Here is a 13,217-nt window from a genome sequence, read left to right as displayed (position 1 = left end):
CCCTAAGCTAGCGCTGTCCTGCGCTTACGCCACCTTCTGGTTCGGCTCGTCTTTCTGGTCGAAGAACTGCTCGTCTTCGGTCGAACCGTGCAGCGCGGTGGTCGACGCATTACGCTCGACCGTCTGCGTCACGGCGTCGAAATAACCCGTGCCCACTTCGCGCTGATGCTTCACGGCGGTGAAACCCTTTTCCGCGGCGGCGAACTCAGCCTGTTGCAACTCGACGAAAGCGCTCATGTTCTGACGCGCATAGCCGTGCGCGAGGTTGAACATCGAGTAATTCAGCGAGTGGAAGCCGGCCAGCGTGATGAACTGGAACTTGTAGCCCATTGCGCCCAGTTCGCGCTGAAATTTGGCGATGGTCGCGTCGTCGAGATTCTTCTTCCAGTTGAACGACGGCGAGCAGTTGTACGACAGCAGCTTGCCCGGGAATTCCTTGTGGATCGCTTCCGCGAACTGCCTCGCGAACTCCAGATCCGGCTTGCCGGTTTCGCACCAGATCATGTCGGCGTACGGCGCGTAGGCGAGGCCGCGCGAGATCGACTGTTCGAGCCCGTTGCGCGTGCGGAAAAAGCCTTCGACCGTGCGCTCGCCGGTGAGGAACGGGCGATCGTTGTCGTCGATGTCGGACGTCACGAGGTCGGCGGCTTCGGCGTCGGTGCGGGCGAGCAGGACGGTCGGCACGCCGCAGACGTCGGCGGCCAGGCGCGCGGCGGTCAGCTTGGCGACGTTTTCGCGCGTCGGCACCAGCACCTTGCCACCCATGTGGCCGCACTTCTTGACCGAAGCCAGCTGGTCTTCGAAATGCACGCCGGCCGCGCCCGCTTCGATCATCGCCTTCATCAGCTCGAACGCGTTGAGCACGCCACCAAAGCCCGCTTCGGCATCGGCCACGATCGGCTGGAAATAGTCGACGTAGCCTTCGTCGCCCGGATTCTTGCCTTCGGACCACTGGATCTGGTCGGCGCGCGTGAGCGTGTTGTTGATGCGCTTGACCACCTGCGGCACCGAATTGGCGGGGTAGAGCGACTGGTCGGGATACATTTCGCCCGCCAGGTTCGCATCGCCCGCGACCTGCCAGCCCGACAGATAGATCGCCTTGAGGCCGGCCTTCACCTGCTGCATCGCCTGGTTGCCGGTGAGGGCGCCCAGCGCGTTGATGAAGGGTTCGTTATTCACGCCATGCCAGAGCTTGTCTGCGCCTTGCTTCGCCAGCGTATGTTCAGGCTGGATCGAGCCGCGCAGACGGACCACGTCTTCAGCCGTGTAATTACGCTTGATGCCTTTCCAGCGCGGATCGGTGTCCCATTGCTGCTGAAGCTGCTGTGCTTGCTGTTGACGGGTCGACATGGTGAGCTCCTTCTATGTGCTGATTACCGGATAGGTGAACCGCTGATCGGAACTGCTGGACTGATGAACTTCGCGAAGCGTGTGGCGCGGTGTGGTGCTCGGAGCGTTTCGGTTCGCGAACTCTTATATAAGAGTCTAGGCAAATCGATCGCTCTGCAACAGACCGGCAATGGGTCAATTGTTTGTTTTTTAATTCAATAAATTCAAGTATTTAATTGATGCGTTTCGCATTGGGAAACGGCATTTTTCATCTTGCAACAGGCAGGTTTGTGCCACGCAGCACGATTTTTTACCACGCAAAAAAATTTCCCGCATCGTGAAACGCGGCGCGCAGACGAAAAAAAACCGGTGCCTGGGCACCGGTCTTTCTATCTGCCGATCGTGACTCGGGTGAGACAGGCGGAATCTTCATTCCGCCTGCATCGTCGAGCCATTGCAGGGCTTAGCTGTCGCGACGAACGCGCGGGCCGTCGTTGCGACGTGCGCCGCCGCCGAAGCCTTCACGCGAACGATTGCCGAAGCCTTCGCCACGCGGCTGGCCGTAGCCGCCACGATCGCCGCCTTCGCGACGCTGTGCGCCGTAGCCGCCTTCACGCTGGCCGTAGCCGCCGCGCGAGTTTTCCGAGCGGTTGCCCCAGCTGTTGCCGTTGCGGTCGCCGCCGTTGTTGTTACGGTCGCCGTAGCTGCGCTCGCCACCATTGCCGCCGTTGTTGCTGCGATCGCCGAAGCTGCGCTCGCCGCCACGGTTGTTGCCGTAGCCACCCGGCTTGCCGCCGCCGTTGCCGAAGCGACGGCCACCGCCGTTGCCGCCGCCCGGACGGCCACGGCCGCCAAAGCCACGGTTTGCGGGCGGCGCCTTGCGCGGCTCGAAACCTTCGACGACGTTGACCGGCAGCGTGCCGCGCACGAAGCGCTCGATGCGCTTGAGCGCGCCTTGCTCGGCGTGATGCACGAGGCTCACTGCGGTGCCCGAACGGCCAGCACGACCGGTACGGCCGATACGGTGGACGTAGTCTTCCGCGAACTTCGGCAGGTCGTAGTTGAACACGTGCGTGATGCCCGGGATGTCGATACCGCGAGCGGCGACGTCCGTTGCCACCAGCACGCGCACGCGACGCTCGCGCAGCGCACGGATCGTGCGGTTACGCGCGCCTTGCGGCAGGTCGCCGTGCAGGGCGGCGGTTTCGAAGCCTGCGTCGGCCAGCTTGCCGGCGAGTTGGTCGGCGTCCATCTTGGTGGCCGTGAACACGACTGCCTGGTCGAGCTTTTCGTCGCGCAGCAGGTGGTCGAGCAGACGATCCTTGTGATCGCGGTCGTCCACGTAGTGCACGGTTTGCGCGATGTTCGAAGCGGCTTCGACCTTGCGGACGATCTCGATACGCTCCGGATCCTTCAGCAGACGGCCCGTCACAGCGGCGATCTTGCCGTCGAGCGTAGCCGAGAACAGCATCGTTTGACGCGTTTCCGGCGTTGCGGCGACGATCGTGTCGATGTCGTCGATGAAGCCCATGTCCAGCATGCGGTCGGCTTCGTCGAGCACGAGCATCTTGAGTTCGGACAGATCGATACGGCCGCGTTCGAGGTGGTCGAGCAGACGGCCCGGCGTCGCCACGAGAATCTCGGGGTTCTTCGCGAGCAGCATCAGCTGTTGACCGTACGCCACGCCGCCCAGAATGCTGACGGTGCGCAGACGGCGCAGATGCTTGCCGTAGGTTGCGGCAGCCGTCGTCACCTGCATGGCGAGTTCACGCGTCGGCGTGAGCACGAGCAGGCCCGGACGGGCAACCGGTTGTTGCGGACGGCGCGAGCGGCCTTGCTGGCCTTCGCCTTGCGGACGCGGCTCACGCGGTTGTGCGGCTTGTGCCTTCTGGATCTGCGCGAAGCGCTCGATCGCCGGCAGCATGAAGGCTGCGGTCTTGCCCGAACCGGTCGGGCTGGAGACCAGCAGGTCGCGGCCCGCGATGCCGGCAGGAATGGCGCGTTCCTGCACGGGCGTCGGAGCCTTATAGCCCGCTGCGATCAGCGCGGAGACGATCTCCGGCGACAGACCGAGCGATTCGAACGTCGGACCTGCGGGTGCGTCGGCGGCTTGCGCGGGGGCTTCCGTGGAAGCGGCGGCAGCAGCGTCGAGACCGAGGGCGTCGTTAGCGATCGCGTCGAGGGGGCTTTGGGTATTGCTCGAAGTCATGAAAATCCTTGGTACACAGGAAATAGAACGTCGGCGCCAATCGGCATACCCAAGTCGTCTGATTTTGCGAACAAATCGAAAAACGGGGGCAATCCGCACCACGAAAGGGCGGATTTTTTCGTTAGAAGCTGTTTTGGGTGCGACTCTAGCCGGGATTGGCCAGTCGCCAGCCTGAATCTTGACGGCCCGGAAGCAGGGCCACGGCAGGGGGGGACAGGTTCTAAACTGGATTGGAGCTTAACGCTACGAGGCGTATTGCTGATCGCACAGGCGACCGGAGCGCAACGCAGCAGGCATTGTATCTCGTTTTGTTGCGCTGCGCCAGCTAATGTAATCCCTCGTACCCTGCGACAGCCTGACGCAAGGCACGAGGGAGGGATCAGGCAGATGGCCGGTGGGTGCGGCGCTGCTGATCGGTTGCTGCGATAAAAAAGGGAGCGATCGTCAGGTCGTCGCGCCGCTCTTGAGCGATTCGACCAGCTCGACATACTGCGTCTTCGCCGTGTCTTCGGCGGTGCCTTGCAGCGCGGCCCAGGCGTCGTACTTGTATTTGCCGACAATGTCGGTGAAGCCCGGCTTGTCGCCGTGAACATCGCCTTCGGTGGCCTGCTTGAACAGGGCGTACAGACGCAGCAGCGTCAGGTTGCCCGGTCGCTCCGTGAGTTGCTGGACGTCTTCCTGGGCTTGCGCAAATTGGGCGTTGACATCGCTCATGATTATTTTCTCCACTGGGGTATCGAATTCAGCATAACGATCCTACCAGTGCACGATGGTAATGATCCCGCCCAGGGCTGGAACGATTCCTCCACTCTAGCCGGGCACGCGCCGCGGGTGCACGAGACATGCCCAGGCGGCGACTGCGCGGGAACGGCGCATTACAATAGCGGTCATGACTGAAATCGTCCTGCTTGCCCTCGATACTTCGACCGAATACTGCTCGGTCGCGCTGCTTCGCGCCGAAGCGCCCCAAGACGCCCAATCCGCGCTCACGTCACCCGCACTGCCAGAGCCGCAGGTCTGGGTGCGCCACGAAGCTACCGGCGCGGTTTCCAGCACGCGCCTGCTGCCCGCCATCGGCGAACTGCTCGCCGAAGCGGGACTCACGCTCGCCGACTGCGACGCGATTGCGTTCGGTTCCGGCCCCGGTTCCTTCACCGGCTTGCGGACCGCGACGGGCGTCGCGCAAGGCCTGGCGTTTGGGCTCGATATTCCCGTGGTGCCGGTGAGCACGCTGCTCGTGTGCGCGGAAAGCGCGCGCCTGCGCGATCCTGCGGCGACTCGCGTGCTGTCGGCGCTCGATGCGCGTATGGACGAAGCCTATTGGGCCGATTACGTGTGGGATGCCTCGGCAGGCGTGGCTGGCGACTGGCGCACGCTCCAGGGCGCTTCGCTCGACGCGCCCGAAGCGATCGTCGCACCCGATCAGCCGTTCACGCTGGCCGGTAACGCCGCAGCGGCCTTCGGCGCGCGGCTGGCGGCTTCTGCAGCCGCTCGCACGATCGACGCCGAAGCGCTGCCGCACGCCGTGCCGCTCGCCCATGCCGCGCTGCGCGCCTTCCGTGCGGGCCGCACGCTGCCCGCCGATCAGGCCGCGCCCGAATACGTGCGCAACAAGGTCGCGCAGACCACCGCCGAACGCATGGCGGCCAAGGCGGAAAAAGACGCACGCAGCGACGCTCAAGAGGGCGGCCGATGAGCGGCGTGCTGATGACCGACCGCTATCTCTCGCAGATGACGGAGAGCGATCTCGACGAGGTCGTCGTCATTGAGAAGTCCGCCTATGAATTCCCGTGGTCGCGTGGCAACTTCGAAGACTCGCTGCGCAACGGTTACTACGGCATCTGCATGCGTCACGTGACGGGCACGCTGATCGGCTATAGCGTGCTGATGCCGGTGGTCGACGAGATGCATCTGCTCAACCTGTGCGTCGCGCCGCAGGCGCAGGGCGTGGGCGCCGGCCTCGCGCTGTTGCGCGAAGGCGTGCGCATTGCACGGGTGCAGGGGCTCGAAGGGCTGCTGCTCGAAGTGCGTCCGTCCAATCATCGGGCCATCCGCCTGTACGAACAGTTTGGTTTTGTCACCATCGGACGCCGCAAGAATTACTATCCGGCCCGCCATCACAGCCGCGAAGACGCGATCGTGATGCGTTTTTCTTTTGCACTGGAGGGCGCGGATGCCGCTCGATGAGATCGCGCTGGAAGAATTGGGGCTCGCGCCGCGCTGGGTGCGCAAGGGCGTGACGGTGGTTGCGCCGGAAGCGGCGGTTGCGAGCGTGGCCGCCGAGGCCGAAGCCGAGGTTGAGGTTACGGTCGCCGCGCAGCCCGCGGTCGCCCGCCCAGCCGCCGCCACGCCCGCGCCGGTTATCGAGCGCGCCGCGCCGCCGAAGGCCCGCGCCGAAGACGCTTTCGCGCCGGAAGAAGCGCCGCGCGTCCAGCCGCAACGTGTGGCGCCCGCGAAGCCCGCACCGGCCGCATCCGACGAACCGCCGCCGTTCACCGAAGACGATTTCGCCTGGTTCGACTCTGTCGCCGAACCGGTGCTGCCGCATGACGTCGAACCGGTCCGCGCGCCGCGCGACGACGTCGCCACGCTCGACTGGGAATCGCTCGCCGAGCGCGTCGCGTCGTGCACGCGTTGCCGCCTGTGCGAGAAGCGCACCAATACCGTGTTCGGCGTGGGTGACCGCGAAGCCGAATGGATGCTGATCGGCGAAGCGCCGGGTGAGAATGAAGATCGCCAGGGCGAGCCCTTCGTTGGCCAGGCGGGCAAACTGCTCGACAACATGCTGCGCTCGCTCACGCTGGCGCGCGGCGAGAACGTCTATATCGCCAACGTGATCAAGTGCCGGCCGCCGGGCAACCGCAATCCGGAGCCGGACGAAGTGGCGCGCTGCGAGCCGTATCTGCAACGCCAGGTCGCGCTGGTGAAGCCGAAGATCATCGTCGCGATGGGGCGCTTCGCCGCGCAAAGCCTGCTCAAGACCGGTAACAGCATCGCGTCGTTGCGCGGGCGCGTGCACGAGTACGAAGGCGTGCCGGTAATCGTCACGTATCACCCGGCGTATCTGCTGCGCAGCTTGCAGGACAAGTCGAAGGCCTGGACCGATCTGTGCCTCGCGCGCGATACCTGGCGCGCGGCGGGCGGCGGCCAATGAGCACCGCGCGGCCCGTGCGAGACGATCAAGGCGGGCCGCTCGCGGAATCGGTGGTTGACCGTTATGCCGATCCCGCCGTGCGCGACCTCGCATGGTTGCTATTCAGCGCCGATCTGTTGCGCGCCCAGCCGCACATGCCGGTCGCCCAAACGTGGTCGAGCGACGCGGGCATGGAGCGCGTCATCGCGTGGCTTGCGCAACTCGATCGCGAACCTTCCTGCCTGCATGAAGTGTTAGCCGGTGCGCGCATCACGCGTCTTGGCCGCTACGCCGAAACCTTGCTCGCCTGGTATCTGGAGAACGCGCCGCATGCGCGCCTGATTGCCGCGAACGTCGCGCTGCGCGGCGAGGGCAGGACGATAGGCGAGTGCGATTTCCTGCTTGAGACCGATGCGGGCGAGCGCCTGCACTGGGAGCTCGCGGTGAAGTGCTTTCTGCATGCAGGCGCGCCCGAGGGAGAAGTCTCACGGCTCGCGGATTACGTCGGGCCGAATCTGCGTGACCGCCTCGATCTGAAATTTGCGCATCTGCGCGACCATCAATTGCGATTGAGCGAGCGGCCCGAGTTTGCATCGCTGGGCTTTGCGGGGCCGTGGCACGCGCAGATGTTCATCAAAGGATGGCTGTTCTATCGCGCCGATGGGCACTCGGTGGATGCGCCGGAATTGACGCAGGCGCACGGCCGCGGCTGGTGGGTGACGCACGCCGACTGGATGGCTTTCGCGCAGCGTTCGAACGTCGATGGCTGGAGCGTGCTGCCGAGGCTGACATGGCTCGCACCGCGTCATCTTCCGTGTCGGCCTTCTATCGCAACTAACAGCCAAGTCAGCGAGCCTCAGGAAAGCGGCCGCGATGCAGCCGCCAAGGCGTCGCTCACAGAGGTGGATGGACCATCCGATCCCGGCGCGCTTTTCGCGAATCTCGCGCGCCCCCATGAGCCGGCGATGGTCGCTGCTTTTGCCGCCGATGGGACGGGCGGTTACGTGGAGCGCTCGCGCGGCTTCATCGTCCCGGACGACTGGCCGGAGCGAGCGCGGGCCTACGCGCGCCAGTAAGGCAAACGGCTTACCACCACCGCCAGAAGTGATGCACGGGGCCGACGCCGTGACCCACGTCGAGCCTGTCGCTCGCTTCGAGCGCGCCCGTCAGATACGTCTTGGCCTGCGCGACGGCATCCGCGAGCGTCGGCTGCTGCGGCCACAGCGCGGCAATCGCCGAAGACAGGGTGCAGCCGGTGCCATGAGTGTTCGTCACCGGAATGCGCGGGCCGCCCAGCCGCAAGGTGCCGGCGGCTTCGATCAGCCAGTCGGGGCTGTCGGCGCTGCCCAAGTGGCCGCCTTTCATCAACACCGCCTGCGCACCGAGCGCGCGCAGCGCCTCGCCTTGCTCGACCATCGCGGCTTCGTCGGTGGCGGGCTCCACGCCCAGCAGCGCCGCCGCTTCCGGCAGATTCGGCGTGACGATGCCCGCGAGCGGCAGCAATTCCTCGCGCAGCGCGGCCACGGCCTCGGGCGCGAGCAGCGCGTGATTGCTCTTCGAAATCATCACCGTATCGAGCACGATGCGCGTCGGCTTGTGGCGGCGCAGCGCATCGGCGACCGCGCGCACGATTGGCGCATTGGCGAGCATGCCGATCTTCACGGCGTCGATGCGGATATCGTCGAATACGGCGTCGAGTTGCGCGGTCACGAAAGCGGGATCGGGCGCGTGGATCGCGGTGACGCCACGCGTGTTCTGCGCCGTGAGCGCGGTGATGACGCTCGCGCCATAGGCGCCGAGCGCGGAGAACGCCTTGAGGTCGGCCTGGATGCCCGCGCCGCCGCCGGAGTCGGAACCGGCGATGGTGAGGACGTTGGAGATCGGAGTGGTCATGTCAGCGTCGCGAACGCGCCGCGCGCGGGGCTTCGGTGTCGAGGCCGCGTTTGCGCTGGCGCTGGAAAGAGTCGGGTTGGCGAATGAGCGGTGAATGACGGCGCGCGCGGCATTGCGGTGCGCGCCGCCGCCATCAATGCCGGTGATTTTCGCCGATCAGCGCGACGGAGTCGAACGCGCGTTGATTGGCCTGATGACGGCGCATCACGAGCCACATCATGAGGCAGACGAAGGTGCCGAACAGCACGATCACGATGGCGACCGGCACGTCGAGCCAGACCAGCACGGCGTAGAGGCACAGCATCACGAGCACCGAGAGGTTCTCGTTGAAATTCTGCACGGCGATCGAATGACCGGCGGAAAGCAGCACGTGGCCGCGATGCTGGAGCAGGGCGTTCATCGGCACGACGAAGAAACCAGAGAGCGCGCCCACCACCATCAGGAACAGATACGCGAGCAGCAGATAACCCGGCACGCGCATATGGCCGATATGCAGACCCCAATGCGGCGGAAACAGATTGCGCGTGTAGAACGCCATGATCATCACGGCGATACCCATCATGATGCCGACCGGCAGCACGGAGAGCGATTTCTTCAGTGGAATGCGTGCGGCGGCGATCATTGCGCCCGCGGCCACGCCCACGGCCACCACGGCCTGCAACACCGCCCCTTCGGACAGCGACATGCCCAGCGACACTTCGGCCCATTTGAGCACGATGAATTGCAGCGTCGCGCCCGCGCCCCAGAACAGCGTCGTCACGGCAAGCGAAATCTGCCCGAGCTTGTCGTGCCAGAGCGTGTTGAAACAGTCGGCGAAATCGGTGATGAGGCGGAATACCCCGTGTTCCTGGCGCGGATAGCGCGCGCCGGTATCGGGAATACGCAGATTGAAGAGAGCGGCGATCACATAGATGCCCATGATCACGAGCATCGCGGCTTCGGCGGGGGTGTTGATCGAGGCGGGCGTGTGGCGGATTACGTGCGCGGCGATGTGCGGGCTGATCAGCGCGCCGCCCAATACCGTGCCGAGAATGATCGAACCGACCGTGGTGCCCTCGATCCAGCCATTGGCGGCGACGAGGCGCTCAGGCGGGAGTAGTTCGGTGAGAATGCCGTACTTGGCCGGCGAATAGGCCGCCGCGCCAAAACCCACCACGCCATAGGCCAATAGCGGATGCGTGCCGGCCAGCATCATGGCGCAGCCGACAACCTTAATGGTATTGGTGATGAACATGACGCGCCCTTTGGGGCGCGAATCAGCGAAGGCGCCGACGAAGGCGGCAAGAACGACGTAGGACAGGACGAAGAACAGCTTGAGCAGCGGCGTCATCCAGTTCGGAGCGTGGAGGTCTTTCAGCAGTGCAATCGCAGCGATGAGGAGCGCATTGTCGGCCAACGACGAAAAAAACTGCGCGGCCATGATGGTGTAAAAGCCTTTTTTCATCTGATGCGATGCTGTCCTCGCTGCGGTCCGTCCGCCCCGGACGGGTGGAGGCATCCGGGCTTATTACGTTCGAAATGGGTTGTGCGCAGGGCTTTATATCACGAAAATAGCTGTATTCGGACTAGCACATTCCTTGACCGCCCACCTGGCGGGCCTGCCGGGCGCTGAAAACACCCTGTAAGCTCCTGATTCGAAAGCGTCTTTGCGAAAAAACTCCCATGCCGCGCCCCCTCTCAGCCACGATCCATACCGCCGCCCTCGCCAATAATCTCTCCGTCGTCCGGAAATACGCGCCAAAGTCGAAAATCTGGGCCGTCGTCAAGGCCAACGCCTACGGCCACGGGCTCGCGCGCGCTTTTCCGGGTCTGCGCGCAACCGACGGTTTCGGTCTGCTCGATCTCGAAGAAGCGGTGAAACTGCGTGAACTCGGCTGGGCCGGTCCGATCCTGCTGCTCGAAGGCTTTTTCCGGCCGACCGACATCGACGTGATCGATCGCTACAGCCTCACGACGGTCGTGCATTGCGACGAGCAGATGCGCATGCTGGAAATGGCGCGCCTTTCGAAGCCGGTCAACGTGCAGCTCAAGATGAATAGCGGCATGAACCGGCTAGGTTATTCGCCTGAGAAATACCGCGCCGCCTGGGAGCGCGCGCGCGCCTGTCCCGGCATTGGCCAGATCACGCTGATGACGCACTTTTCGGACGCCGACGCCCCGCGCGGCATCGCCGAGCAAATGGAAGCATTCGAGCGCGGCGCGCAAGGCATCGCGGGCACGCGCAGCCTCGCGAATTCGGCGGCCACGCTCTGGCATCCGACGTCGCATTTCGACTGGGTGCGTCCCGGCATCATTCTGTATGGTGCGTCGCCTTCGGGCGTGGCAACGGCGCTCGATGGCACCGGCCTGCAGCCGGCCATGACGCTCGCCTCGGAAATCATCGGCACGCAGACCGTGGCGGAAGGCCAGACCGTCGGCTACGGTTCGACCTTCACGGCGCGCAAGACCATGCGCATCGGCGTGGTCGCCTGCGGTTACGCGGACGGCTATCCGCGCATCGCGCCCGAAGGCACGCCCGTGATCGTCGATGGCGTGCGCACGCGCATCGTCGGACGCGTCTCGATGGACATGATTACCGTCGATCTCACGCCGGTTCCGCAAGCGGGCATGGGCACGCGCGTCGAACTGTGGGGCGCAAATCTGCCGATCGATGACGTGGCGGCGTCCTGCGGCACCATCGGCTACGAGTTGATGTGCGCGGTTGCACCGCGTGTGCCGGTGCGCGCGGAATAAGCGCCTCTTTTTTCCCGATTGATCTCTATATAAACGCATCAGCGAGCGGTACAAAACAGGCATGGCGAAGGCGAAGACGGTCTATATCTGCACCGAATGCGGCGGGCAGGTGCACAAGTGGCAAGGGCAATGTCCCGCGTGCAACGCATGGAACACACTGGTGGAAAGCGTCGCGGAGCCGGCCGGCAACCATCGTTTTCAGGCGCTCGCCAAGAGCGCGCCGGTGCGTCGCCTAGCCGATATCGAAGCCTCGGATGTGCCGCGCTTCACCTCGGGCATCGGCGAATTCGATCGCGTGCTGGGCGGCGGTCTCGTTGCGGGCGGCGTAGTGTTGATCGGCGGCGATCCGGGCATCGGCAAGTCGACGCTGCTGCTGCAATCGCTCGCGGAAATTGCCGCCGACCGTCGCTCGCTCTATGTGAGCGGCGAGGAATCCGCCGCGCAGATTGCGTTGCGCGCGCAACGGCTTGGGCTGCTGGAGCAAGGCTCGAAGATGAACGATCTTCAGCTCCTCGCCGAAATCCAGCTCGAAAAAATCCAGGCGACCATCGAAGCCGAGAAGCCCGACGTCGCCGTGATCGACTCGATCCAGACCATCTATTCCGAAGCGCTGACGTCCGCGCCTGGCTCGGTCGCGCAAGTGCGTGAATGCGCGGCGCAACTCACGCGCATTGCCAAGCAGTCGGGCACGTCGATCATCATGGTCGGGCACGTCACAAAGGAGGGCAACCTCGCCGGGCCGCGCGTGCTGGAACATATCGTCGATACGGTGCTGTACTTCGAGGGCGACACGCATTCGTCGTTCCGTCTGGTGCGCGCGTTCAAGAACCGCTTTGGCGCGGTCAACGAACTCGGCGTGTTCGCGATGACGGAAAAAGGCTTACGCGGTGTGGCGAATCCTTCCGCTCTGTTTCTGTCGCAGCACGAACAGAGCGTGCCGGGTTCCTGCGTGATGGTGACGCAGGAAGGCTCGCGGCCGCTGCTGGTGGAAGTGCAGGCGCTGGTCGATACGGCGCAGGTGCCTAACCCGCGCCGCCTGGCCGTGGGTCTTGAGCAGAACCGCCTCGCGCTGCTGCTAGCGGTGTTGCACCGTCACGCGGGCATCGCCTGCTTCGATCAGGACGTGTTCCTCAACGCGGTGGGCGGCGTGAAGATCACCGAACCGGCGGCGGATCTGGCCGTGCTGCTGTCCATTCATTCCTCGATGCGTAACAAGGCGTTGCCAAAGGGTCTGATCGTTTTCGGTGAAGTCGGGCTGGCGGGTGAGATCCGACCCTCGCCGCGCGGCCAGGATCGTCTGAAGGAAGCCGCGAAGCTTGGTTTTACCTGTGCGCTGATTCCCCGCGCCAACGCGCCGAAACAGCCAATCGAAGGTTTGAATGTGATCGCCGTCGAGCGGATTGAAGAGGCGATCGATCGCGTGCGCGAGTTCGAGTAAGCGTTGTCCGGGCGCCGGAAATGCCTTGCGCAGGCGCGGTCTGGCGCGTAATGATTAGTAACAACCCTGGCGCGCGCTGTAACCAGAAAGTTTTGCGATTTCCCTATCCTTGCCCGAATGAGCAACCCCGCATTCAGCGGAAAGGATAGCGACTTTGAAACAGACAGAAACGTCCATTGGCGGCAGTTCGATCGTCGTGCGCGGCTGCCGGGTCTCCGAGCCGCTCATGCAGCCTTGGGGCAGCAGTTGCCGCATCGTCGAATGGATCGACGGCGACGGCCGCATCTCGCGTCAGGTGGTCGCCGGCAATGTGACCGCCGCGCAGGTGCGCAGCACCATCTCCCACCATATCGAAGGCCGCAAGCACGTGCTTTATGACGACGAGCGCGCACCGCGCCAGACCTTGCCGCGACGCTAGGCGCGCGGTTTTCCAGAAGCTGACAAGACAATGGGCGCACGATGCGCCCATTGCTGTTTTTGTC

At 64.4% G+C, this 13,217-nt stretch carries 12 protein-coding genes; 7 read left to right on the top strand and 5 right to left on the bottom strand.

Features of this window, described 5'->3' with window-relative positions; translation table 11 throughout:
• Positions 1–24 precede the first annotated feature (24 nt).
• The 3 genes from aceA to F3J17_RS08160 all read right to left on the bottom strand — a co-directional run bounded on the left by aceA (position 25) and on the right by F3J17_RS08160 (position 4,252).
• A complete protein-coding gene (gene aceA, locus F3J17_RS08170; protein ID WP_167055947.1) occupies positions 25–1,350 on the bottom strand; it encodes an isocitrate lyase in 1,326 nt (441 codons plus the stop codon).
• A 442-nt stretch (positions 1,351–1,792) separates the two neighbouring features.
• Positions 1,793–3,538 (bottom strand): DEAD/DEAH box helicase, encoded by a 1,746-nt coding sequence (locus F3J17_RS08165; RefSeq protein ID WP_167055945.1) that lies wholly within the window; start codon positions 3,536–3,538, stop codon positions 1,793–1,795.
• 444 nt (positions 3,539–3,982) lie between these two features.
• Positions 3,983–4,252, bottom strand: coding sequence for an acyl-CoA-binding protein (locus tag F3J17_RS08160; RefSeq protein WP_167055942.1), 270 nt, complete (start codon positions 4,250–4,252; stop codon positions 3,983–3,985).
• A gap of 175 nt (positions 4,253–4,427) precedes the next feature.
• Here F3J17_RS08160 and tsaB point away from each other — a divergent pair, with 175 nt between their 5' ends.
• From tsaB to F3J17_RS08140, 4 genes are read left to right on the top strand one after another with little or no spacing between them, the layout of a single operon-like run.
• Positions 4,428–5,234, top strand: coding sequence for a tRNA (adenosine(37)-N6)-threonylcarbamoyltransferase complex dimerization subunit type 1 TsaB (gene tsaB / locus F3J17_RS08155; RefSeq protein ID WP_167055939.1), 807 nt, complete (start codon positions 4,428–4,430; stop codon positions 5,232–5,234).
• Complete coding sequence (gene rimI, locus F3J17_RS08150) at positions 5,231–5,725, top strand: ribosomal protein S18-alanine N-acetyltransferase (protein ID WP_167055936.1); 495 nt, start codon at positions 5,231–5,233, stop codon at positions 5,723–5,725. The genes tsaB and rimI overlap by 4 nt, the downstream gene beginning before the upstream one ends.
• Positions 5,712–6,692 carry a uracil-DNA glycosylase gene (locus F3J17_RS08145; protein WP_167055934.1) on the top strand — a complete coding sequence of 327 codons (981 nt, stop codon included), beginning with the start codon at positions 5,712–5,714 and terminating at the stop codon, positions 6,690–6,692. Before rimI ends, F3J17_RS08145 begins: the two co-directional genes overlap by 14 nt.
• A 14-nt stretch (positions 6,693–6,706) precedes the next feature.
• Positions 6,707–7,747, top strand: coding sequence for a DUF1853 family protein (locus F3J17_RS08140; RefSeq protein WP_345891151.1), 1,041 nt, complete (start codon positions 6,707–6,709; stop codon positions 7,745–7,747).
• 10 nt (positions 7,748–7,757) lie between these two features.
• Here the strand turns inward: F3J17_RS08140 and thiD are convergent, their stop codons facing one another.
• Entirely contained in the window at positions 7,758–8,564 is an 807-nt protein-coding gene (gene thiD / locus F3J17_RS08135) for a bifunctional hydroxymethylpyrimidine kinase/phosphomethylpyrimidine kinase (protein WP_167055928.1), read from the bottom strand.
• A gap of 133 nt (positions 8,565–8,697) precedes the next feature.
• Complete coding sequence (gene lplT / locus F3J17_RS08130) at positions 8,698–10,008, bottom strand: lysophospholipid transporter LplT (protein ID WP_167055925.1); 1,311 nt, start codon at positions 10,006–10,008, stop codon at positions 8,698–8,700.
• A 218-nt stretch (positions 10,009–10,226) separates the two neighbouring features.
• Here lplT and alr point away from each other — a divergent pair, with 218 nt between their 5' ends.
• The 3 genes from alr to F3J17_RS08115 all read left to right on the top strand — a co-directional run bounded on the left by alr (position 10,227) and on the right by F3J17_RS08115 (position 13,153).
• Positions 10,227–11,297 carry an alanine racemase gene (alr, locus tag F3J17_RS08125; protein WP_167055922.1) on the top strand — a complete coding sequence of 357 codons (1,071 nt, stop codon included), beginning with the start codon at positions 10,227–10,229 and terminating at the stop codon, positions 11,295–11,297.
• 61 nt (positions 11,298–11,358) lie between these two features.
• A complete protein-coding gene (gene radA, locus F3J17_RS08120) occupies positions 11,359–12,735 on the top strand; it encodes a DNA repair protein RadA (protein WP_167055919.1) in 1,377 nt (458 codons plus the stop codon).
• A gap of 154 nt (positions 12,736–12,889) precedes the next feature.
• Positions 12,890–13,153, top strand: coding sequence for a DUF2866 domain-containing protein (locus F3J17_RS08115; RefSeq protein WP_167055917.1), 264 nt, complete (start codon positions 12,890–12,892; stop codon positions 13,151–13,153).
• The last annotated feature ends 64 nt before the right edge of the window (positions 13,154–13,217 follow it).

The sequence above is a fragment of the Burkholderia sp. Ax-1719 genome, assembly GCF_011753055.1.
Lineage (GTDB): Bacteria > Pseudomonadota > Gammaproteobacteria > Burkholderiales > Burkholderiaceae > Paraburkholderia.
Note: the sequence above shows the minus strand (reverse complement) of the source record. Positions and strands in the feature narration are given on the sequence as shown.